Genomic DNA, 19790 nt, shown 5'->3' with positions numbered 1-19790 from the left:
CGCGGCAGCAAGGGGGACCGGGCGGACGGGACGGAGGGATGGCCGCGGACGGTCAGGAAGCGGCGGTGATCCTGGCGCAGGCCAGGGCACAGGTCGACCCGGAGCTGCGCAGGGCCGTGGAGAGCCTGCCCACGTCTTTGCGCCGCATCGCGCGCTACCACTTCGGGTGGGAGCAGGCGGACGGCACCACGGCCGCGGGGCACGCGGGCAAGGCCATCAGGCCGGCGCTCGTCCTCGCGGCGGTACGGGCGCTGGGGGGCGCTCCGGAGCTCGCGGTACGGGCGGCGGCGGCCGTGGAACTCGTCCACAACTTCACGCTCCTGCACGACGACGTCATGGACCGGGACACCACGCGCAGGCACCGGCCGACCGCGTGGGCCGTCTTCGGGGAAGCCGGCGCGATCCTGGCGGGCGACGCGCTCCAGGCGCTCGCGCAGCGGCTGCTCGCCGAGGACCAGCACCCGGCGGCCCGGCCGGCGGCGGCCCGGATCGCGGCCTGTGTGATGGAGCTGTGCGAGGGCCAGGTCGCCGATGTCGCCCTGGAGACGCGCGAACCGGAGCGGGTCACGCTGGACGAGTGCCTCGTCGTGGCGGAGGCGAAGACGGGTGCGCTGCTCGGCTGCGCCTGCGCGGTCGGGGGGCTGTACGCGGGGGCCGGAGAGGAGGAGGTCGCGGCCCTCGACGGGTTCGGCAGGCAGGCCGGGCTCGCGTTCCAGCTGATCGACGACGTCATAGGGATCTGGGGGGATCCGGCCCGTACGGGCAAGGCGGCGGGCGCCGATCTCGCGGTGCGCAAGAAGTCGCTGCCGGTGGTGGCGGCGCTGGCCTCGGGCACGCCCGAAGCCGGTGAACTGGCCGCGCTCTACGGGGTCCTGGGGCCGGAGGACGGCCCGCCGGAGGAGGGGGAGCTGGAGGCCATGGCGCTGGTCGTCGAGCGCGCCGGGGGGCGCGACTGGGCGCAGCTGCACGCGGCGGACCGGATGTCCCGGGCGGTGCACCAGCTGTCCAGGGCGGTTCCGGCACCGGAGGCCGCGGACGGACTGCTGTCGCTGGCCGAGTTCGTGACGCGGCGCAGCTACTAGGGGGAATCCATCAGCAGGGGAGAGGAGTTGAACTGACGGCGGGCCCCGCACTCCGGGAGGAGCGAGGGGCCCGTACCCGCGTGCGGAACCGATCGCCTAGGCTGCAGCGGGCCGACGCGTGGCGGCCGACCGGCGCAGGGACACGGCCCGTTGAGGCGGGCCGCGACGTGAGGGGGCGGGCCATGGGCGTGGCGATCCGGAGGGCCACGGAGGGCGATCGGGCAGACCTTGTGCGGCTGCTCGACGAGGCGTTCATGGACGACCCGGTGAGCGGCTGGGTCTTCCCCGAGCCGGCACACCGGCGCCGCAGGCACGCCGGTCTCATGGCGGCCTTCATCGACATCTCGCTGAGCGAGGGGTACGTCGACATCACCGAGGACGGCGCCGCGGCCGCCCTCTGGCTGTCGGTGCCGGCCCGGCCGGACGGGGCGGGCGGCCCGGACGAGGGTGACGACGGCCCGGCGCAGCTGCGCGCCGCCGTGGACCCGGACAACGAACGGGTCGAGGAGATCGGCCTGTTGACCTCCGGGATCCATCCCCGCCACCGCGCGCACGAGTACCTGTGGATGATCGCCGTCGACCCGGCGCGACAGGGCCAGGGCCTCGGCACCGCGCTGATGGAGCCCGTCCTCGACCGCTGCGACCGCGAGGGCGTGGCGTCGTATCTGGAGGCGAGCAGCGACCGCAGCCGTGTGCTGTACGAGCGGCTCGGCTTCGTGTGCACCGGCAGCGGGATCGCGCTGCCGGACGGGCCGACGATGTGGCCCATGTGGCGTGACCCGCAGGTGAGTTGAGCTCCGGCCGTCAGGGTGCGAGCGGCTGCTCCTGGGGCACGATCGTGCGGACGATCCGGTCCATCAGCCCCTCGGGGACGCTCACGCCGGGCACGGCGCCGTCCAGCATTCCCGGCATCGTCAGGTGTTCCAGGATGAGCCCCAGCGCGGCGAGGTAGAGCACGGTCACCGTCTCCGCGCCGCCGGGGAGCCCGGACTCGGTGTGGAACGAGATCCCGAAGTCCAGGTCGCCGCGGAGCGACTTCATGAGGGACGCCCGCAGTTCCGGCCTGCGCCCCGCCTCGAGGCGCATCTCCATCATGGCCAGATAGCCCGTGCGGTCGCGCTGGGCGCGGCCCAGCAGATCGTGCATGAACGCGGCGACCAGCTCGCGGTCCCGCGGCCGCTCAAGGAGTTCCGCGACCACCGCCGGGTCCGGGGCCAGCCGCTCGTGCAGCCACGCGTCGATCTGGTGCAGCAGGTCGTCCCGGCTGGTGAAGTAGTTCGACGACGTGCCCGTGGGGACGGCCGCCGCCGCGTCCACCGCGCGGAAGGTCAGGCCGCGCGCGCCCTCGGCCGCGAGCACCTCCACCGCGGCGTCCACCAGGGCCACCCTGCGCTCCGCGTTCCGTGCCATCTGTGCGCTCCCTCTGACCGGAGATCCGGAAGTCCGCCGAATCGGATATCCGCATCCTCTTGCAACCACTACAGATGAAGCACTATAACTGCAGTTGTTCGAGCGGGGTCACGGCTTCGGAGTCACGGCTCCGGACGGAGCCACCGGCGCCGAAGCCCGTACGACGGCCCGCCCGAACACCTCTGTCACCTGCGGAAAGAGACCCACTTGCGAAAGCTCACGTACTTCGTCGCCGTGTCGATCGACGGTTTCATCGGCCGCCCCGACGGAGACGCGAACGCCTTCATGCCCTTCGTGGACGAGGAGTTCCTCGAGTTCCTCACGACCGAGTACCCCGAGACCATCTCGGCGGAGGGCCGGCGGATCCTCGGCCTGGAGCACCTGGCCAACAAGCGGTTCGACACCGTCATCCAGGGCCGGGCCAGCTACCAGCTCGGCCTCGACGCCGGTCTGACCAGCCCGTACGGGCACCTGCGCGAGTACGTCGCGGCGCGCTCGATCGAGAAGTCCCCCGACCCGAACGTGGAGATCGTCGCCGAGGACGTCGTCGGCAAGGTCCGTGAACTGAAGGCGGAGGACGGTGAGTTCGACATCTGGCTGTGCGGCGGCGCGACGCTCGCCGGTGTGCTCGCCGACGAGGTGGACGAGCTCGTGATCAAGACGTACCCGCTGGTGTTCGGCTCGGGCATGCCGATGTTCGGGTCCGGCTTCGCGATCGGAGAGTTCGCCCTGGAGGAGAACCGGACGTTCGGCAACGGCGTGATCGTGCGGACGTACAGCAGGAAGAGGCAGGGGCTCCCCGGCTAGAATTTTTCTCCGGTGCGGTGTCGAGGACGCTGCTGCCGCTCCGACGTCTCCAGTGAAGCCGCCCGCGCCCGGCGGGCGGCTTGGCCGAAGGAGCGCAGAGCCATGAAGTATCTGATGATGGTCACGGGCACCCAGCTCGACTACGAAGCCATGGCGGGCAAGGCGTCCGAGGGCAATCCGGCCTGGGGCGAGAAGGACATCCAGACGATGTTCGCCCACATGCAGAAGATCAACGACGACCTCGCCGAGACCGGCGAGATGCTCGCCGGTGAAGGTCTGGCGGAGCCCGCGAAGACCCGGTTCGTCACGCCGGACGCGCAGGGGCGGCCCGTCATCAGTGACGGCCCCTACGGGGAGACGAAGGAGCTGCTCGCCGGTTTCTGGATCCTCGAGTGCGAGAACCTCGACCGCGTCACCGAGATCGCCGAGCGCGTGGCCGAGTGCCCCGCCCCCGCGGGCGCGCCCGCCCGCCCCGTCGTGATCCGCCCCATCCTGGACAGCGGTGGCGACCTTTGCTGACCGCGTCGACCGAGGACCTGCTGCGCCGCCACGCGCCGCAGGTCCTCGGCGCGCTGGTCCGCCGCTACGGACACTTCGACGCGGCCGAGGACGCCGTCCAGGAGGCGCTGCTCGCCGCCGCACGCCAGTGGCCCGAAGCCGGGGTGCCCGACAATCCGCGCGGTTGGCTCATCAAGGTCGCCTCGCGCCGCCTCGTCGACGCTCTGCGCAGTGACGACGCGCGGCGCAGGCGTGAGGAGGCGGACGCCGCGCTCACCCCGCGCGACGCGTTCACGGCCCCGCCGCCCGGCGAGAGCCGTGCCCCCTCCGAGGACGACACCCTCACCCTGCTCCACCTGTGCTGCCACCCCGATCTGACGCCCGCCGCCCAGGTCGCCCTCACCCTGCGCGCCGTCGGCGGCCTCACGACCGCCGAGATCGCCCGCGCCCACCTGGTCCCCGAGCCGACGATGGCGCAGCGCATCAGCCGCGCCAAGCAGCGCGTACGAGGCGTGCGGTTCCGCCTGCCCGAGGACTGGCGGGAGCGGCTGCCCGCCGTGCTCCAGATCCTCTACCTGATCTTCAACGAGGGGTATACGGCCACGTCGGGGCCCCAGTTGCAGCGCGCCGACCTGGCCCGCGAGGCGATCCGGCTGACCCGGGCCGTGCGGGCGCTGCTGCCCGGCGACAGCGAGGTCGCGGGGCTGCTCGCCCTCATGCTGCTGACCGACGCGCGCCGCGCCGCCCGCACCGACGCGGCGGGCGAACTGGTCCGCCTCGACGAACAGGACCGCGCCCTGTGGGACCGCGCCGAGATCGACGAGGGCGTCGCGCTGGTCGCCCTCGCCCTCCCGCGCGGACCGGTCGGCCCGTATCAACTCCAGGCGGCCATCGCCGCGTTGCACGACGAGGCGGCGAGCGCCGAGGACACCGACTGGCCGCAGATCCTCGCCCTGTACGACCTGCTCGTGCTGGCCGTGCCCGAGGGGGAGGCGATGGCCGCGCTCGGCCGGGCCGTCGCCGTCGCCATGGTGCACGGCCCCGCGGCGGGCCTGGCGGAGACGGACAAGCTGGCGGACGCCCTCGGCGGGCACCACCGGCTCGCCGCCGTCCGGGGCCACCTCCTGGAGCTGGCCGGGGACCGCGACGCCGCGCGGGCGGCCTATCAGGAGGCGGCGGGCGGCACGCTCAGCCGCCCGGAGCAGCGCTACCTCCGGCTGCGTGCGGCCCGGCTCGGCTGAGGCGGGCCGCTTCGGCCGAGGGGCGGTACCGGCCCGAGTGATCGGCTCGTAGGTTGGTGCGCATGACCGAACTCCTGCACATCACCGAGCGCTCCCTGTGGGACGCGGCCCGCGCGTCCGGCGCCTACGAGATGTCCACACGCGGCAGGACCCTCGCCGAGGAGGGCTTCATCCACTGCTCGCTGGCGCATCAGCTGCGGGGGGTCGCCGACTTCCTGTACGGCGCGTACGACGGGCCCGACGAGCTGGTGGTGCTGGTCATCGACAGCGAGCGGGTGCCCGCGCCGGTCCGGTTCGAGGCGCCGGAGCCGGGTGCCGACGAATTCCCGCACATCTACGGGCCGTTGCCGGTCGAGGCCGTCACCGAGGTGCGGCACTGGGGCGGTGGGCGGGTCCGCTGAGGTCCCCACGGCCCGCCCGTCAGTCGGACGGGAGTTCGGATCCGGAAGCGGCTCGCCTCCGGACAGGGACGGGTCGGCGCGAGCCGGCCGAGGGGGTTCGGGGTCGCCCTGGAGAAGGCGGCCAGGAAGGACCAGCCGATGCGGCGCGTGCTCAAGGCCTGGTCGCAGTGCGTCGTGGACAAGGGCTCGAGCGGTACGCCACCCCTGACCGCGCCTTCCGTGACGCGGCGTGGAAGCGCGACGGCGGGGGCGGCACCTCGCCTGCGCGGCGCGAGCTGAACACGGCCGGGGTGTGGTGGTCCGTGCTGTCCGTGGAGCGGCGGGCGGACCTCGCGCGCCACAGGTCCGCGTACGCGTCGGCGTGGCGGGGCCAGGAGACGGTGCGGGACACCATGCGCGAGGCGCTCGCCACCACGTAACGGGACTACGGTTCCCTTAAGGCTCTCCGCTCTGCTACGTTTGGCGTGCCTTAACGGGAATGCAGAACCATTTAAGGAGTGCCTCCATGTCGGCGCCCACGCACACCGCCCCCGCCCCGGCCGTCGCACCGTCCCCACGCATGACGGCCCGCCAGAAGCTCGTCCTCACCCTCCTCCTCGGCGCCCAGTTCATGATCGCCGTGGACTTCTCGATCCTGAACGTCGCGCTGCCCGTCGTCGGCGAGGGGCTCGGCTTCCCGCTCTCCCGTCTCCAGTGGATCGCCACGTCGTTCGCGCTCGCCGCCGCCGGGTTCACGCTCCTCTTCGGCCGCGTGGCCGACCTCGTGGGCCGCAAGCGGCTGTTCCTCGCCGGCATGGCGGTCCTCGGCGTCTCCTCCCTCCTGGGCGGCCTCGCCACCTCGCCCGAAGTCCTGCTCGTGGCAAGGGTGTTGCAGGGGCTCGCGACCGCGGCCGTCACCCCGGCCGGGCTCGCCCTCCTGACCACCGCCTTCAAGGAGGGTCCGCTGCGCGAACGCGCCCTCGGCCTCAACGGTGCCCTGATGTCCGCAGGGTTCACCGCGGGCGCCATCCTCGGCGGGCTCCTCACCGACCTGCTCTCCTGGCGCTGGGCCTTCTTCGTCAACGTCCCCGTCGCGGCCCTCGTCCTCGTCCTCGCCCCGTCCGTCATCACCGACTCGCGCCCGGACCGCCGCCCGCGCCTCGACGTACCGGGCGCCGCGACCGTCACCGGCGGACTCCTGCTCCTCGTCTACGGGCTCACGCAGGCCGGCGAGACCGGCTGGGGCGCCCCCGCGACCCTGGTCGCGCTCCTCTCCGGAGCCGCGCTCCTCGTCGCCTTCCGGTTCGTCGAGAAGCGGGCCGCCGCGCCCCTCGTCCCGCTCCACATCCTCAAGCGGCGCACCGTGATCTGGGGCAACGCGGCCGGGCTCATCGCCTTCGTCACCGAGACGTCCCTCGTCTTCCTGCTCACGCTCTACCTCCAGGAAGTCCTCGGCTACTCGCCGCTCGCGACCGGGCTCGCCTTCGGCGTCCTCGGACTCGGCACCGTGATCGGCGGCACGCTCGGCGGCCGCGCCGTCGGACGCCTCGGCAACCGGACCACGATCGTCCTCGGCGGCGCCGTCCAGGCCGTGGCCACGCTCGCCCTGGTGGCGCTCGGCACGTCGGGGGTCTGGATCTGGCTGCTCCTCGCGGCCACGTTCGTCGGGGGCGTCGGCAACATGCTGGTGATCGTCGGCTTCATGGTGACGGCCACGTCCGGGCTGCCCGACGAGGAGCAGGGCCTCGCCACCGGCCTCGCGACCATGACCCAGCAGGTCGGCATCACCCTGGGCATCCCGGTGATGAGCGCGATCGCCACGGCCCGCATGGGCGGGGCGAGCGGTCCGGACTCGGTCCTGTCCGGAGTCTCCACGGCCGTACTCGTCAACTCCCTCCTGGTGGCCGCGGGTTCGGTGCTCGCCGCACTGTTCCTCGCGCCCCGGCGACCGCGTGACAGGGCGGACGCCTGAGCACCCGGCCCTGCATGATGGGGCCATGCCCGACCACACGGAGAACACAGCCGCCGCACCGGCCCTCCCGGTGGCCGTCGACCAGGACGCGCTCCTCGCCCTCGCCGACGGCCACCACGCGCGCGCCGTACGCCCGTTGGGCAGCGGTGAGCACGGCGGTCACCTCGTCAAGTCGTACGCCGTCGAGGCGCCGGGGCGCACGGTGACGGAGCGGGACGTCGCCGCGGTCATGCCGCTCGTCGGCGCCCACCTGGCGCTCGGCGCCGTCCGGGGCTCGCTCGGCCTCGCCGTGGTCCTGCTGCACGCGGGGGGAGACGGGGACTACGTCCTCGTCCACACCTGGATCGAGGGCCACATGTCCGACCTGGCGGTCTTCACCGGACCCGCGGGCCACCCGGAACTGCTGCGGCCCGGCCGCACCGGCCTCGCGCCCTGCGTCTGGGAGGCGGCCGTGCTCGCCCACGAGCGCACCGCGTTCACCCGCCATGTCCTCGACGGCGAAGGCCCCCTCCGCGACCGCCTCGCCGCCTGGTCCGCGGACGTCACGAAGGAGGACGCCCGGTGACCGACGCACAGGTGAGCGTGCGGCACGCCCGCCCCGGCGACCTGCCCGAAGTGGCCCGGCTCGCCGCGGAACACGCCGCGTACGAGAAGGCGGACCCGCCGGCACCCGGCCTCGCCGACCGGCTCCACACGCTCCTGTTCAGCACCGCCACGCCCCGCCTGCGCTGTCTGGTCGCGGAGCCCGCCGACGGCACACTCGTCGGCTACGCGACCTGCGAGCCCGCGATCTCCACCTGGGACGGGTGCGAGTACCTCCACATGGACTGCCTGTACCTCCGCCCCGGCCACCGCGGACTCGGCCTCGGACCGCTCCTCATGGACGCCGTGGCCGCGGAGGCGCGAGCGCTCGGGATCGCCGAGATCCAGTGGCAGACGCCGGTCTGGAACGACGGGGCGATCCGCTTCTACCGGCGCCTGGGCGCCCGCGAGAAGGACAAGCTCCGTTTCAGCCGGCCGTCTTCGTCAGGCCCCGTCGGCCAGTAGCCCCCGCAGCGAGTCCGCCATCGCCGCCACGAACGTGTCCCGTGTGCCCGCGTCGACCAGATCCAGGGACAGATACGGATTGAGGTCCTCCAGCTCGACCAGGAGCAGCTCGCCCTCCGGCGTGCGGCACGCGTCCACGCGCTGAATGCCGTGACCGATGGTGTTCCAGTCGACGAACTTCTGCGCGAACTCCCGGTCGGCGTCGGTGGGTTCGTACGGTTCGAGGACCCACCGCTCCTCCGGCCGCGGCGCGTACAGGGCGTACTGGAGAGTGCGGTCGACGAAGTAGAACGACACCTCGTACCGGAAGCGGATCCGCGGCTGGACGAGGATGCCGTCGAACTCCAGGCCGGACAGCGCCTCGCGGCCGACGAACTCGAGACCGATGGAGTCGGCGCCGAGCAGCGGCTTGACCACGTACTCGTCCGCCTCGGGCAGCAGAGGGAGATCGGCGGCGCGGGCGACGGTCGGGATGACGGGATACCCGGCCGTGGTCAGGTCGAGCAGATAGCCCTTGCCCGCCATGTCGGCCTTCCCCGACAGCGCGTTGTAGACCCGCACCCCGCGCGCGAGCGCCTGCTCACGGAACGCGTCGTAGGCGGCCTGGTAGTGCAGCACGGGCCCGCTGTTGCGCACGACGACCGCGTCGAAGCCGTCCATCAGCGCGGCCGCGTCCAGCGGATGGCACAGCGCCACGTCGAACTGCTCGCGCAGCCGCGCCGAGAGGGCTATGTCCTCGTCGCAGTAGCGGCGGCCACGGGCCGGGTACGCGAGGTCGGTGACGTAGAGGATGCGGGGGCGACGCGAGTGGTCCATCCGGGGGACGCTACCCGAGCGGCCCGCAGACGCCGACAGCACCCGGCTCCGCTCGGACGCCGGGTGCCGTCGGACAGATGACGCGAAGGCGCCTGGCCGTCTTCGTCGACGTGGCGTGCTTGGTTGCAGGCGAGACCATATCGAGTGAGCATATGGCTGGTATTTTGTGTTCATGGCCGCTGACGTTCCTCACCAAGACGCCGCCGCGCGGGCGACTGATCGCCCTGGGGACACGTCCCCCTTCGCTCTCGGTCTGCTGCTGCGCCGGGCGCACTGGCGCGCGGCCACGGTGATGACCGAGGCGCTCAGGCCGCTCGGCATCGAGCTGAGGCATTTCGCCGTGCTGGTCGAGGTGGTCAACCACGGGCCCATGGTGCAGCGGGATCTGGCGGCTGCGACGGGGTCGGACAAGGCCGGAATCATGCGGGTCGTGGACGACCTGGAGCGCAAGGGGCTGGCGGTGCGCAAGGCCGTTCCGGGGGACCGGCGGGCGCGGGCGGTGGAGATCACGCCTCAGGGGCTCGAACTTTTCGACGCGGCCCACGCGGCGGCGGAACCACTGGCCGAGCGCCTGGTCCTCGAACTGGGGCCCGGCGAGTCCGCGCAGCTGACAGATCTGCTGACGCGGATCGCCTATCCCGAGGGCGGGGGCGCGTAAGCACCGCCGCGGCCGGCCCCGCGTCGAGGCGTCGCCCTCACCGTCGGAGAGGTTCAGGCACCCAGGGCGCCGTGTGACGCCCTGGGTGGGCCGCCGCACGGCGTCCACGGGGCCGGGGGTTACGCGGCGAGGCGCTCCGCGAGTTCCTTGGCCTTGGCGGTCGCGTCCTCGAATGCGCGCCGGCGGGAAGCCTCGTAGAGGGGGACCAGTTCGGACATGGCCGGGTTGCGGGGTGCCATCGTGAGTTCCGGGACGATGAAGTCGAGGTCCAGGCCGAGGGTGCCGGTGAAGACGGCCTCCAGGTAGTTCTGTACGAACTCGTAGTTCTCGCGCGGGGTGCCCGGCGCGTAGGAGCCGCCGCGGCTGGCGACGACGATGGCGGGTGTGCCCTGGGCGGAGGGGGTCTCGCCCGCCGTGCGGCCGAGCAGGAGCACGTTGTCCAGCCAGGCCTTGAGGGTCGACGGGATCGAGTAGTTGTACATGGGCGCGCCGATCAGGACGGCGTCCGCCTGCTCCAGCTCCTCGATGAGCTTCACGCGCGCGGCAAACGCGGCGGACTGCTCCGGGGTGCGCTCGGACGGAGCGGCATAACCGGCGGACCAGGCGTCGGCGGTGATGTGCGGGACAGGGTTCGCGGCGAGGTCGCGGTAGATCACCGTGCCCTGCGGGTGCTGCTCCTCCCAGCTCTTGCGGAAGGCGGCCGTGACCGAACGGGACGAGGACGCCTCACCGGGGAAAACGGACGAGTCGATGTGCAGCAGTGTGGCCATGGACTTTCTCCAAAGATCCAAAGAACGGTGCCAGAGGCGGGGAACCAAGGGCCGGGGATTCGTGCCCGATGATAGTTGCATACGAGATAGTGTTGATTGATACCATCGTGAGCGTAACGAAGATGGACCCGTTGGCCAGGTGAAGGAAGGCGATCATGGACGTCTATGAGGCGGTCACGAGCCGACGGGCGGTGCGCGGGTTCACCGACCGGCCTGTCCCGAGGCCGGTGCTGGAGCGCGTGCTGTCGGCCGCGGCCCGGGCGCCGTCCGGTTCGAACCTCCAGCCGTGGCACGCCTTCGTGGTGACCGGCGCGCCGTTGGCCGAGTTGAAGAAGTGCGTCCACGAGCGCCTGGCCGCAGGCGACCCCTGGGACGAGCCGGAGTACGAGATGTACCCGCCCGCACTGACGTCCCCCTACCGCGAGCGCCGTTCGGCGTTCGGCGAGCAGCGTTACGGGGCACTCGGCATCCCGCGCGAGGACGTGGAGGCGCGCCAGCGGGCCTCTGCCGCGAACTGGGAATGTTTCGGTGCGCCCGCCGCCCTGTTCTGCTACATCGACCGCGACCTGGGGCGGCCTCAATGGTCCGACGTCGGGATGTATCTGCAGACCGTCATGCTGCTGCTTCGCGCCGAAGGGCTGCACAGCTGCCCGCAGATGGCATGGGCCAAGTTTCACAGGACCGTCGCGGAGGTCCTGTCACCCCCGGACGAGCTGATGCTCTTCTGCGGCATGTCGATCGGATTCGAGGACATCACGGTGAGTGACGCCCGCACGGGCCGGGCGCCGCTCGACGAGACGGTCACGTTCGTCGGCGGTCCGTGACTCCGCCTGCCCCCTCAACCGGCCGAGGGACCGTTTCTTGCTGTACCCACATATCCGTGCATGTGCCACATTGCGCACGTAATCCCCACGAAAGGCATTTCATGAAGATCGCAGTCATCGGCGGTACCGGCCTGATCGGATCGCAGGTCGTCAGGAACCTGAACGCCGCCGGGCACGAGGCGGTACCGCACTCGAAGTCCAGCGGAGTCGACGTCATCAGCGGCCAGGGACTGGAAGAGGCGGTGGCGGGGGCCGACGTCGTCGTCAACCTGACGAACTCCCCGACCTTCGACGAAGCCTCGGCCGCCTTCTTCCAGACCTCGATGGACAACCTTCTCGCCGCGGCCGGGAAGGGCGGCGTCGGCCACTTCGTCATCCTCTCGATCGTCGGCGTGGACCAGGTGCCGGAGCTGGACTACTACCGGGCCAAGGCGCTCCAGGAGAAGCTCCTCGTGGACTCGTCGGTTCCCTACTCGATCGTCCGGGCGACGCAGTTCATGGAGTTCATGGATGCCGCTCTGTCGTGGACCGCCGACGGCGACTCCGTACGGTTGCCGGCCACACCGATCCAGCCGATCGCCTCCAAGGACGTGGCCGGCGAGGTGGCAGAGGTCGCCGCCGGCGCCCCGCTCAACGGCATTCGCAACATCGGCGGCCCCGAGATCTTCACCCTGGACGAGCTGGGCCGCGTCACCCTGTCCCACAAGGGCGACAAACGCACCGTCGTCACCGACCCCACCGCCGGTATGTTCGCCGCGGTCAAGGGCGATGTCCTCACCGACAAGAACGCCCACCTCGCCTCCACCCGCTACGCCGACTGGCTCTCCTGATCCGCTCGCGGCTCCCGCGGACGCGGCGGGCGTCACGCTCGCCGGATCGGGCTTGTGAAGAGGCGAGTTGCTCCGCCCGAGGGCGTCGGACGTCGACCGCCGGGTCGCGCGCCGGCGCCTCCAGCCCGGGAAGACCGGCCCGCAGAAGAGCGCCAAGTCCCGGCGCACTGTCCCGGTCGGCGAGGTGAGCGAGCGTCAAGCCGGTCCAGCGGTCCGCGGCCACGCCTCCGGCGTCATCAAGTGGTGCAGATACGCCCACCTGTGGCCGGGCGAAAAAGACCGCACCCGGTCCGTCATGGACGCCGTGCTCGGCGGCCTGCGGACCGGGTGCGGACCAGAAGACCAAGCAACCAAGGAAGTTGCAGGTCAGGCGGCTTGATCGAGGATCAGGCCTTCTTCGTCTCCCAGAAGATCTTGTCGATCTGGGCGATGTAGTCCAGAGCCTTCTGGCCCGTCGCCGGGTCGCTCGACGCCTTGGCGGCCGAGAGGGCCTTCAGGGTGTCGTTGACCAGCTGGCTGAGCTCCGGGTACTTCTCGAAGTGCGGGGGCTTGAAGTAGTCGCTCCACAGCACCGAAACGTGGTGCTTCGCGAGCTCGGCGCGCTGCTCCTTGATGACGATGGCGCGCGTCTGGAACTGCGGGTCGTCGTTGCCGGCCATCTTTTCCTGGACGGCCTTGACCGACTCCGCCTCGATGCGGGCCTGGGCCGGGTCGTACACGCCGCACGGCAGGTCGCAGTGCGCGCTGGCCTTCACCTTGGGGGCAAACAGGCGGGAAAGCATGTAGCAGTCCTTCCTCGTGATCGTCTTCTCAGGTGGGACATTACTCCGTGACAGACGGGTTTTCTCGGGTGCCCCCATGGGCTTAGGACAAAAGTCCAGGGCGAGACTGGGACTGGTGGAGGATGGGACCGCAGGACCGGCGGGCGGAACCGGGGAGGATGTCTGATGCCTGAGACGGCAGAGGAGACGCGGGAGGCCAGGGTGCCGTTTCAAATCATCGAGGTGGACGGGCCGTCCATGGTGCCCACGCTGTATCCCGGCGACTGGATGCTCGTGCAGCACGGCGCCCGGGTACGGCCGGGCGACGTGGTCGTCCTGCGGCACCCCTTCCAGCAGGATCTGCTCGTGGTCAAGCGGATCTCCGGGCGCCGGGACGGGGGTTGGTGGGTGCTCGGAGACAACCCCGACGCCGGCGGCGACAGCGAGGTGTACGGGGCGGTGCCCGACGACCTCGTGCTCGCCAAGGTGCGCGGGCGTCTGCGCCGCCGCAAGCCGTGGGTGGAGGGCGAGCGTCAGCGGTCCGTGGCGGCCGTGGCCTCGTGGGCCTTCTCGGCGCTGCGCCCCGTGCTGTCCGACCGGTCCGCCTCGGCGCGCTTGCGGGCGCGGTAGGCGGCGACGTTGGCGCGGGTCGCGCAGCGGTCCGAGCAGTAGCGCCGGGAGCGGTTCGTCGACGTGTCCAGGTAGGCGTTGCGGCACGGCGACGCCTCGCACAGGCCGAGGCGGTCCACGCCGTACTCCGTGAGGTGGAAGGCGAGGCCCATGGCGGCGATCGCCGCGTATCCCGCTGTCGCGTTCGACGGGTGGTCCGCGAGGTGCATGTGCCACAACGGGCGGTCGTCGTCGTCCCGGTGGTCGTGCCCGGAGATCTGCGGGCTCACCGGGAACTCGAGGAGGAGAGAGTTCAGCAGGTCGACCGCGAGCGTCTCGTCGCCGCCGTCCGCCGCCTCGAACACCGAGCGCAGGCGCGCCCGTACGCCGCGGAAGCGGGTCAGGTCGGCGTCCGTGGCGCGCCGGGCCGCCGACCGGTTCGCGCCGAACAGGTCGCGCACCGCCTCGACCGTGGTCAGGGAGTCCTTGCCACGCCCCGGCTCCTCGCTGTTGACCAGACGCACGGCGTAGTCCGAGTAATAGGCCAATTCCACTTGTAGTCCTTACCGGGGCGGTCTATCTTCGTCAGTGACGGGAGTAATAGCTGCTCTTGCTTCGAGGGTATTACGTACGGGAGGGTTCTCGATGACGGGATCTACGGAAACCGCCGGAGTCACCGCCGACTGGCGCGCCTGGCAGGACAGCTGGGACCGGCAGCAGGAGTGGTACATGCCCGACCGCGAGGAGCGGCTGCGGGTCATGCTCGACATGGTGGAGGCCTTCGCCGGGCCCACGCCGCGCGTGCTCGACCTCGCGTGCGGTACGGGAAGTATTACGGACCGGCTCCTGAAGAGGTTCCCCGGAGCCACCAGTGTCGGCGTCGACCTCGACCCCGCGCTGCTCGCCATCGCCGAGGGCACCTTCGCCGGCGACGACCGCGTCACCTTCGTGACCGCCGACCTCAAGGACCCGCACTGGGCCGCGCGGCTGCCGCACACCTCGTACGACGCCGTCCTCACCGCCACCGCCCTGCACTGGCTGCACAACGAACCGCTCGCCACCCTCTACGGACAGATCGCCGGCCTCGTCCGCGACGGTGGTGTCTTCATGAACGCCGACCACATGATCGACGACACCACGCCCCGGATCAACGCCGCCGAACGCGCCCACCGCCACGCGCAGATGGACCGCGCCAAGGCCTCCGGCGCACTCGACTGGGCCGAGTGGTGGGCCCTCGCCGCCAAGGACCCGGTACTCGCCGGACCCACCGCGAAGCGCTTCGAGATCTATGGGGAGCACGCCGACGGCGAGACCCCGTCGGCCGACTGGCACGCCCGCACCCTGCGCGCCGCCGGATTCGCCGAGGCCCGCCCCGTCTGGCGCTCGCCCTCGGACGCACTGGTGCTCGCGGTCAAGTAGCCCCGCGCATACGGGAGGGGGCGGTACGGACACCAGGTCCGTACCGCCCCCTCCTTCCGCGTACGCGGAGCTACAGCACCTTCGACAGGAAGGACTGCGTGCGCTCGTGCTGCGGGTTCGTCAGGACGTCGCGCGGGTGGCCCGACTCGACGACCACGCCGCCGTCCATGAAGACGAGGCTGTCGCCGACCTCGCGCGCGAAGCCCATCTCGTGCGTCACGACGATCATCGTCATGCCGGACTCGGCGAGGTCACGCATCACGTCGAGGACATCGCCGACGAGCTCGGGGTCGAGGGCCGACGTCGGCTCGTCGAAGAGCATCAGCTTCGGGTCCATGGCGAGGGCCCGGGCGATGGCGACGCGCTGCTGCTGGCCGCCGGACAGCTGCGAGGGGTAGTTCCCCGCCTTGTCGGCGAGGCCCACGCGCTCCAGGAGCTCGCCCGCCCGCTGCCGCGCCTGTGCCCTGGACTGACGCTTGACCTGGACCGGCGCCTCCATGACGTTCTCGAGAGCCGTCAGGTGCGGGAAGAGGTTGAAGCGCTGGAACACCATGCCGATGTCCCGGCGCTTGAGCGCGACCTCGCTGTCCTTCAGCTCGTAGAGCTTGTCGCCCTTCTGCCGGTAGCCGACCAGCTCGCCGTCGACGTAGAGCCGACCGGCGTTGATCTTCTCCAGGTGGTTGATGCACCGCAGGAACGTCGACTTGCCGGAGCCGGAGGGGCCGATGAGGCAGAAGACCTCGCCCTCCTTGACCTCCAGGTCGATGCCCTTGAGGACCTCGACGTGGCCGAAGGACTTGTGAACGCCCTCGGACTTCACCATGGCGTTGGTGGTCATCACGCGGCTCCCTTCGGCCTGCCGAGCGACAGCAGGTTGGCCCTGATCTTCTGGAACGGCGTCGGAGGCAGCGAGCGGCTGGAGCCGCGGGCGTAGTAACGCTCCAGGTAGTACTGCCCGACGCTAAGGATCGAGGTCATCACGAGGTACCAGGCCGCGGCGAGGAAGTACATCTCCACCGGTGCGCCGGAGTTCTGCCCGATGTCCTGGGCGTAGCGGAAGAGTTCGTAGAACTGCACCGCCGACACCAGCGAGGTCGTCTTCAGCATGTTGATGACCTCGTTGCCCGTGGGCGGCACGATCACGCGCATCGCCTGCGGGATCACGATCCGGCGCAGGGTCTTCGCGTGGCTCATGCCGAGGGCGTGCGAGGCCTCCGTCTGGCCCTCGTCGACCGAGAGCAGGCCGGCGCGGCAGATCTCCGCCATGTACGCGGCCTCGTTCAGGCCGAGTCCGAGCAGCGCCGTCAGGAACGGCGTCATGAACGAGGACCAGTAGTCCTTGTAGATCGGGCCGAGGTTGATGTACTCGAAGACCAGGCCCAGGTTGAACCAGACGAACAGCTGGACCAGGACCGGGGTGCCGCGGAAGAACCAGATGTAGAACCAGGCGATCGACGACGTCACCGGGTTGCGCGAGAGGCGCATCACGGCGAGCAGGATGCCGCCCGCCACGCCGATGACCATGGAGATCACGGTCAGGAGCAGGGTCTGGCCGACGCCCTTGAGGATGCGGTCGTCGAAGAAGTACTCGGGGATCGCGCCCCAGTTGATCTTGCCCTGGGCGAACGCGTAGACGATCGCTGCCAGGACGGCTATCGCGACGACCGCGGCGACATAGCGGCCGTAGTGCCGGACCGGGATCGCCTTGATGGCCTCGGGTCCCGCCTTGGGCGGCGGGACGTCCTCGGGCCCGTCCGTCTTGTCGATGTCAACAGACACGGGTGTTGCCTTTCAAGCGGCTGGCTGACGAAAGGGACGCGGTCACTTGCCGCCGTTGACGGAGGCTTCCTTGACCGAGCCCGCCTCGACGCCCCACTTCGCGATGATCTTCTCGTACTCGCCGTTCTTGATGACGGCGTCGAGCGCCGCCTTCAGGGCGTCCCGCAGCTCGGTGTTGCCCTTGGCGACCGCGATGCCGTACGGGGCGGCCTCGACCTGCTCGCCGACGAGCTCGAAGTCCTTGCCGCCGCCCGCGGTCTTCACCGCGTACGCGGCGACCGGGAAGTCGGAGGAGCCGGCGTCCGCGCCGCCCGAACGCAGCCGGGTCTGGGCCTGCTGGTCGTCGTCGAAGGACTCGATGGCGAGCTTCTTGCCGGCCGGGCACTTCTTCGCCTGCGCCTTGGCCAGGTCGTGCGAGACCGTGCCGCGCTGGACGACGATCTTCTTGCCGCACAGGTCGTCCCAGGTCTTGATGCCCTGGGTCTTGCCCTTCGGCGTGTAGATCGAGACGCCCGCGTCGAAGTAGTCCACGAAGTCGACGCCCTCGCCGACCTTCTTGCCGGTGTCGGAGTCGACACCGTTCTGCCGGTCCTTGGTGTCCGTCATCGCCGACATCGCGATGTCGTAGCGCTTGGAGCGCAGGCCGGTGATGAGGGTGTCGAACGTGCCGTTCTGGAACTCGAACTTCACGCCGAGCTGCTTGCCCATGGCGGCCGCGAGGTCGGGGTCGATGCCCGCCGTGTTGCCGGACTTGTCCTTGAACTCGACCGGCGCGTACGCGATGTCCGAACCGACCTTGATGACGCCCTTGTCGCGGATCTCCTTGGGGAGCTTGTCCGCGAGGGGAGCGTTCTTGGTGGAGTCGGCGGGCGCGCCCTTGTCCTTGGTCTGGTCACCGCAGCCGGACAGCAGCAGAGTGCCGGCGACCGCGATCGCGCCGACCATGGCAATCCGGGACTTCGCGGACTTCGCAGCGGTCGAACGACGGGTGGTGCTTGCGGTCATTTCTGGTTCCTCCGGCAGGGTGAGGGAGTAGCCGATGCAGAGATCCGGCACACATCTTCGAGTGTCGCGACCTCGTGTGATTACGGCATCTTGCCATTCGGACCGGGCCATTCAGGGCTCTCGCTATGTCAAAATCGGATAACGGGTTACCCCCGTACCGCTCACGGACCCCGACAGGTCGGTACATCGCGCCGACGGGCGAGCGAATATCTGCGGCGACAGCGCCGTCAGGCCGGAAGATCTGCGGCCCCACGGCTCACGTCTCACCATGTGAGCGATGCTCCGTCGGCTTTGAGCTCGACTTGAGGTCGGGCCCCTAATATCCGGATCCTCGGCTATGAGTCATGTCACCGCGCTGTGATCGATCACAAATGGACTCGTCCGGGGTGGCGTCCGTCAGGTAAGAAGGTTCTTTACACCCCTCATCCGGGGCTCAGGGCGCGCGTGCGGCGCGCCCATCGCGTACTGACCCGTACGAGTGCAAGACACCCGACACGTGGGTCATACGCGGTGCCCGCCCGTTCCTCAACCAGGAGCGGACCCACCCTCAACTGATGATTAAGACTTAAGGGGTCATACAAGTGGCAGCGGAGATCGTCAATCCTCGCAGCGACGCCGGTTCCGGCCAGGCCAGTGCGGGCCCGGCGCATACCGGCAACGAAAGCGCCGAAGAGCCCTTCGATCCGGCCTTCGCACTGCACCGCGGCGGCAAGATGGCCGTGCAGGCCACCGTGCCGGTGCGCGACAAGGACGACCTGTCCCTGGCGTACACGCCGGGCGTCGCGAAGGTCTGCTCCGCGATCGCGGAGAATCCCGAGCTCGTCCACGACTACACGTGGAAGTCGTCCGTCGTGGCCGTCGTCACCGACGGCACCGCGGTGCTCGGCCTCGGGGACATCGGTCCCGAGGCGTCCCTCCCGGTGATGGAGGGCAAAGCGATCCTGTTCAAGCAGTTCGGCGGCGTCGACGCGGTGCCGATCGCGCTCGGCACGACCGACACGGACGAGATCATCGAGACCGTCGTCCGCCTCGCTCCCTCGTTCGGCGGTGTGAACCTCGAGGACATCTCGGCGCCGCGCTGCTTCGAGATCGAGCGCAGGCTGCAGGAGCGGCTCGACATCCCGGTCTTCCACGACGACCAGCACGGCACCGCCGTGGTCACGCTGGCGGCGCTGAAGAACGCGGCCAAGCTCAGCGGGCGCTCGCTCGGCGAGCTGCGCGCCGTGATCTCGGGCGCCGGCGCGGCCGGTGTCGCCATCGCCAAGTTCCTCCTCGAGGCGGGGCTCGGCGACGTGGCGGTCGCGGACCGCAAGGGCATCGTCAGCCGGGACCGCGAGGACCTGACGGACGTCAAGCGCGAGCTGGCCGAGCTCACCAACAAGGCCAACATCACGGGTTCGCTCGAGACCGCGCTCGCCGGCGCGGACGTCTTCATCGGCGTCTCCGGCGGTACGGTCCCGGAGCCCGCGGTCGCGTCGATGGCGCCCGGCGCCTTCGTCTTCGCGATGGCCAACCCGAACCCCGAGGTTCACCCGGACGTGGCCCACAAGTACGCGGCGGTCGTCGCGACCGGGCGCTCCGACTACCCGAACCAGATCAACAACGTCCTCGCCTTCCCCGGCATCTTCGCCGGTGCGCTCCAGGTGCGGGCGTCGCGGATCACCGAGGGCATGAAGATCGCGGCCGCGGACGCGCTCGCCGACGTGGTCGGTGACGACCTGGACGCCGGGTACGTCATCCCCTCGCCGTTCGACGAGCGGGTCGCTCCCGCGGTGACCGCGGCCGTCGCCGCCGCCGCGCGCGCCGAGGGCGTCGCCCGACGCTGACCAGGCCGCAGGCCCCGACCGCGCCCCGTGCCCCACGGATCGACTCCGTGGGGCAC

At 70.7% G+C, this 19790-nt stretch carries 24 protein-coding genes; 16 read left to right on the top strand and 8 right to left on the bottom strand.

Annotated elements, in window-relative coordinates:
* The first annotated feature begins 38 nt into the window (after positions 1 to 38).
* Both OHO83_RS17760 and OHO83_RS17755 read left to right on the top strand, forming a co-directional pair.
* Positions 39 to 1082, top strand: coding sequence for a family 2 encapsulin nanocompartment cargo protein polyprenyl transferase (locus OHO83_RS17760; RefSeq protein ID WP_266674018.1), 1044 nt, complete (start codon positions 39 to 41; stop codon positions 1080 to 1082).
* A 182-nt stretch (positions 1083 to 1264) separates the two neighbouring features.
* Positions 1265 to 1876: a GNAT family N-acetyltransferase gene (locus tag OHO83_RS17755; protein ID WP_266674020.1), complete on the top strand. Its 612-nt coding sequence runs from the start codon at positions 1265 to 1267 to the stop codon at positions 1874 to 1876.
* 10 nt (positions 1877 to 1886) lie between these two features.
* Here the strand turns inward: OHO83_RS17755 and OHO83_RS17750 are convergent, their stop codons facing one another.
* The gene (locus OHO83_RS17750; protein WP_266674022.1) at positions 1887 to 2492 is read right to left on the bottom strand and encodes a TetR/AcrR family transcriptional regulator; all 606 of its coding nucleotides are present in this window, start codon (positions 2490 to 2492) and stop codon (positions 1887 to 1889) included.
* Between the two features lie 207 nt (positions 2493 to 2699).
* On the opposite strand from OHO83_RS17750, the gene OHO83_RS17745 reads away from it, so the two are divergent.
* From OHO83_RS17745 to OHO83_RS17710, 8 genes are all read left to right on the top strand, one after another.
* Positions 2700 to 3299, top strand: a complete 600-nt coding sequence (locus tag OHO83_RS17745) for a dihydrofolate reductase family protein (protein ID WP_266674024.1) — start codon at positions 2700 to 2702, stop codon at positions 3297 to 3299.
* 102 nt (positions 3300 to 3401) lie between these two features.
* Positions 3402 to 3818: a YciI family protein gene (locus OHO83_RS17740; RefSeq protein ID WP_266674026.1), complete on the top strand. Its 417-nt coding sequence runs from the start codon at positions 3402 to 3404 to the stop codon at positions 3816 to 3818.
* Entirely contained in the window at positions 3812 to 5038 is a 1227-nt protein-coding gene (locus OHO83_RS17735) for an RNA polymerase sigma factor (protein ID WP_266674028.1), read from the top strand. The genes OHO83_RS17740 and OHO83_RS17735 overlap by 7 nt, the downstream gene beginning before the upstream one ends.
* A 62-nt stretch (positions 5039 to 5100) precedes the next feature.
* On the top strand, positions 5101 to 5439 hold the full coding sequence (locus OHO83_RS17730) for a DUF952 domain-containing protein (RefSeq protein WP_266674030.1): 339 nt from the start codon (positions 5101 to 5103) through the stop codon (positions 5437 to 5439).
* A gap of 167 nt (positions 5440 to 5606) precedes the next feature.
* Positions 5607 to 5858, top strand: a complete 252-nt coding sequence (locus tag OHO83_RS17725; RefSeq protein ID WP_266674031.1) for a hypothetical protein — start codon at positions 5607 to 5609, stop codon at positions 5856 to 5858.
* An 86-nt stretch (positions 5859 to 5944) separates the two neighbouring features.
* A complete protein-coding gene (locus tag OHO83_RS17720) occupies positions 5945 to 7390 on the top strand; it encodes an MFS transporter (RefSeq protein WP_266674033.1) in 1446 nt (481 codons plus the stop codon).
* A gap of 25 nt (positions 7391 to 7415) precedes the next feature.
* The gene (locus OHO83_RS17715; RefSeq protein ID WP_266674034.1) at positions 7416 to 7955 is read left to right on the top strand and encodes a hypothetical protein; all 540 of its coding nucleotides are present in this window, start codon (positions 7416 to 7418) and stop codon (positions 7953 to 7955) included.
* The gene (locus tag OHO83_RS17710) at positions 7952 to 8437 is read left to right on the top strand and encodes a GNAT family N-acetyltransferase (protein WP_266674035.1); all 486 of its coding nucleotides are present in this window, start codon (positions 7952 to 7954) and stop codon (positions 8435 to 8437) included. Before OHO83_RS17715 ends, OHO83_RS17710 begins: the two co-directional genes overlap by 4 nt.
* On the opposite strand, the gene OHO83_RS17705 is transcribed toward OHO83_RS17710, so the two are convergent.
* A complete protein-coding gene (locus tag OHO83_RS17705) occupies positions 8417 to 9253 on the bottom strand; it encodes a hypothetical protein (protein ID WP_266674037.1) in 837 nt (278 codons plus the stop codon). The two genes, OHO83_RS17710 and OHO83_RS17705, sit on opposite strands and share 21 nt — an antisense overlap.
* 172 nt (positions 9254 to 9425) lie before the next feature.
* Between OHO83_RS17705 and OHO83_RS17700 the strand changes: the two genes are divergently transcribed.
* Positions 9426 to 9911: a MarR family winged helix-turn-helix transcriptional regulator gene (locus OHO83_RS17700; RefSeq protein WP_266674039.1), complete on the top strand. Its 486-nt coding sequence runs from the start codon at positions 9426 to 9428 to the stop codon at positions 9909 to 9911.
* 119 nt (positions 9912 to 10030) lie between these two features.
* On the opposite strand, the gene OHO83_RS17695 is transcribed toward OHO83_RS17700, so the two are convergent.
* A complete protein-coding gene (locus OHO83_RS17695; RefSeq protein ID WP_266674041.1) occupies positions 10031 to 10681 on the bottom strand; it encodes an FMN-dependent NADH-azoreductase in 651 nt (216 codons plus the stop codon).
* Positions 10682 to 10836: 155 nt separating this feature from the next.
* Between OHO83_RS17695 and OHO83_RS17690 the strand changes: the two genes are divergently transcribed.
* Both OHO83_RS17690 and OHO83_RS17685 read left to right on the top strand, forming a co-directional pair.
* Positions 10837 to 11505, top strand: coding sequence for a nitroreductase (locus OHO83_RS17690; protein ID WP_266674043.1), 669 nt, complete (start codon positions 10837 to 10839; stop codon positions 11503 to 11505).
* A 101-nt stretch (positions 11506 to 11606) separates the two neighbouring features.
* Complete coding sequence (locus tag OHO83_RS17685) at positions 11607 to 12335, top strand: SDR family oxidoreductase (RefSeq protein WP_266674045.1); 729 nt, start codon at positions 11607 to 11609, stop codon at positions 12333 to 12335.
* Positions 12336 to 12721: 386 nt separating this feature from the next.
* Here the strand turns inward: OHO83_RS17685 and sodN are convergent, their stop codons facing one another.
* Positions 12722 to 13117, bottom strand: coding sequence for a superoxide dismutase, Ni (gene sodN, locus OHO83_RS17680; RefSeq protein WP_100595918.1), 396 nt, complete (start codon positions 13115 to 13117; stop codon positions 12722 to 12724).
* Positions 13118 to 13282: 165 nt separating this feature from the next.
* On the opposite strand from sodN, the gene sodX reads away from it, so the two are divergent.
* Positions 13283 to 13726, top strand: coding sequence for a nickel-type superoxide dismutase maturation protease (gene sodX, locus OHO83_RS17675; protein WP_266674047.1), 444 nt, complete (start codon positions 13283 to 13285; stop codon positions 13724 to 13726).
* Here the strand turns inward: sodX and OHO83_RS17670 are convergent.
* Entirely contained in the window at positions 13630 to 14259 is a 630-nt protein-coding gene (locus tag OHO83_RS17670) for a CGNR zinc finger domain-containing protein (RefSeq protein ID WP_266674049.1), read from the bottom strand. The genes sodX and OHO83_RS17670 overlap by 97 nt on opposite strands.
* A 91-nt stretch (positions 14260 to 14350) precedes the next feature.
* On the opposite strand from OHO83_RS17670, the gene OHO83_RS17665 reads away from it, so the two are divergent.
* Positions 14351 to 15124, top strand: coding sequence for a class I SAM-dependent methyltransferase (locus OHO83_RS17665; RefSeq protein WP_116510054.1), 774 nt, complete (start codon positions 14351 to 14353; stop codon positions 15122 to 15124).
* A gap of 70 nt (positions 15125 to 15194) precedes the next feature.
* On the opposite strand, the gene OHO83_RS17660 is transcribed toward OHO83_RS17665, so the two are convergent.
* Genes OHO83_RS17660 through OHO83_RS17650 form a run of 3 tightly spaced genes read right to left on the bottom strand, consistent with a single transcriptional unit; the run spans position 15195 to position 17908 of the window.
* Positions 15195 to 15947, bottom strand: coding sequence for an amino acid ABC transporter ATP-binding protein (locus tag OHO83_RS17660; RefSeq protein ID WP_266676623.1), 753 nt, complete (start codon positions 15945 to 15947; stop codon positions 15195 to 15197).
* 14 nt (positions 15948 to 15961) lie between these two features.
* Complete coding sequence (locus OHO83_RS17655) at positions 15962 to 16903, bottom strand: amino acid ABC transporter permease (RefSeq protein WP_266674051.1); 942 nt, start codon at positions 16901 to 16903, stop codon at positions 15962 to 15964.
* A 42-nt stretch (positions 16904 to 16945) separates the two neighbouring features.
* Positions 16946 to 17908 (bottom strand): ABC transporter substrate-binding protein, encoded by a 963-nt coding sequence (locus tag OHO83_RS17650; protein ID WP_266674053.1) that lies wholly within the window; start codon positions 17906 to 17908, stop codon positions 16946 to 16948.
* A gap of 581 nt (positions 17909 to 18489) precedes the next feature.
* Here OHO83_RS17650 and OHO83_RS17645 point away from each other — a divergent pair.
* The gene (locus OHO83_RS17645) at positions 18490 to 19734 is read left to right on the top strand and encodes an NAD(P)-dependent malic enzyme (RefSeq protein WP_266674055.1); all 1245 of its coding nucleotides are present in this window, start codon (positions 18490 to 18492) and stop codon (positions 19732 to 19734) included.
* Positions 19735 to 19790: the final 56 nt, after the last annotated feature.

This window comes from Streptomyces sp. NBC_00569 (assembly GCF_036345255.1).
Taxonomy (GTDB): domain Bacteria; phylum Actinomycetota; class Actinomycetes; order Streptomycetales; family Streptomycetaceae; genus Streptomyces.
The sequence above is the reverse complement of the archived record's forward strand: the minus strand, read 5'-3'. Positions and strand labels throughout refer to the sequence as shown.

Excerpts from the sequence above, each read along its gene's own strand:
- OHO83_RS17760 (WP_266674018.1), top strand. The coding sequence starts at position 39 with ATGGCCGCGGACGGTCAGGAAGCGGCGGTGATCCTGGCGCAGGCCAGG.
- OHO83_RS17755 (WP_266674020.1), top strand. The coding sequence starts at position 1,265 with ATGGGCGTGGCGATCCGGAGGGCCACGGAGGGCGATCGGGCAGACCTT.
- OHO83_RS17750 (WP_266674022.1), bottom strand. The coding sequence starts at position 2,492 with ATGGCACGGAACGCGGAGCGCAGGGTGGCCCTGGTGGACGCCGCGGTG.
- OHO83_RS17740 (WP_266674026.1), top strand. The coding sequence starts at position 3,402 with ATGAAGTATCTGATGATGGTCACGGGCACCCAGCTCGACTACGAAGCC.
- OHO83_RS17730 (WP_266674030.1), top strand. The coding sequence starts at position 5,101 with ATGACCGAACTCCTGCACATCACCGAGCGCTCCCTGTGGGACGCGGCC.
- OHO83_RS17720 (WP_266674033.1), top strand. The coding sequence starts at position 5,945 with ATGTCGGCGCCCACGCACACCGCCCCCGCCCCGGCCGTCGCACCGTCC.
- OHO83_RS17715 (WP_266674034.1), top strand. The coding sequence starts at position 7,416 with ATGCCCGACCACACGGAGAACACAGCCGCCGCACCGGCCCTCCCGGTG.
- OHO83_RS17705 (WP_266674037.1), bottom strand. The coding sequence starts at position 9,253 with ATGGACCACTCGCGTCGCCCCCGCATCCTCTACGTCACCGACCTCGCG.
- OHO83_RS17700 (WP_266674039.1), top strand. The coding sequence starts at position 9,426 with ATGGCCGCTGACGTTCCTCACCAAGACGCCGCCGCGCGGGCGACTGAT.
- OHO83_RS17695 (WP_266674041.1), bottom strand. The coding sequence starts at position 10,681 with ATGGCCACACTGCTGCACATCGACTCGTCCGTTTTCCCCGGTGAGGCG.
- OHO83_RS17690 (WP_266674043.1), top strand. The coding sequence starts at position 10,837 with ATGGACGTCTATGAGGCGGTCACGAGCCGACGGGCGGTGCGCGGGTTC.
- OHO83_RS17685 (WP_266674045.1), top strand. The coding sequence starts at position 11,607 with ATGAAGATCGCAGTCATCGGCGGTACCGGCCTGATCGGATCGCAGGTC.
- sodN (WP_100595918.1), bottom strand. The coding sequence starts at position 13,117 with ATGCTTTCCCGCCTGTTTGCCCCCAAGGTGAAGGCCAGCGCGCACTGC.
- sodX (WP_266674047.1), top strand. The coding sequence starts at position 13,283 with ATGCCTGAGACGGCAGAGGAGACGCGGGAGGCCAGGGTGCCGTTTCAA.
- OHO83_RS17665 (WP_116510054.1), top strand. The coding sequence starts at position 14,351 with ATGACGGGATCTACGGAAACCGCCGGAGTCACCGCCGACTGGCGCGCC.
- OHO83_RS17660 (WP_266676623.1), bottom strand. The coding sequence starts at position 15,947 with ATGGTGAAGTCCGAGGGCGTTCACAAGTCCTTCGGCCACGTCGAGGTC.
- OHO83_RS17650 (WP_266674053.1), bottom strand. The coding sequence starts at position 17,908 with ATGACCGCAAGCACCACCCGTCGTTCGACCGCTGCGAAGTCCGCGAAG.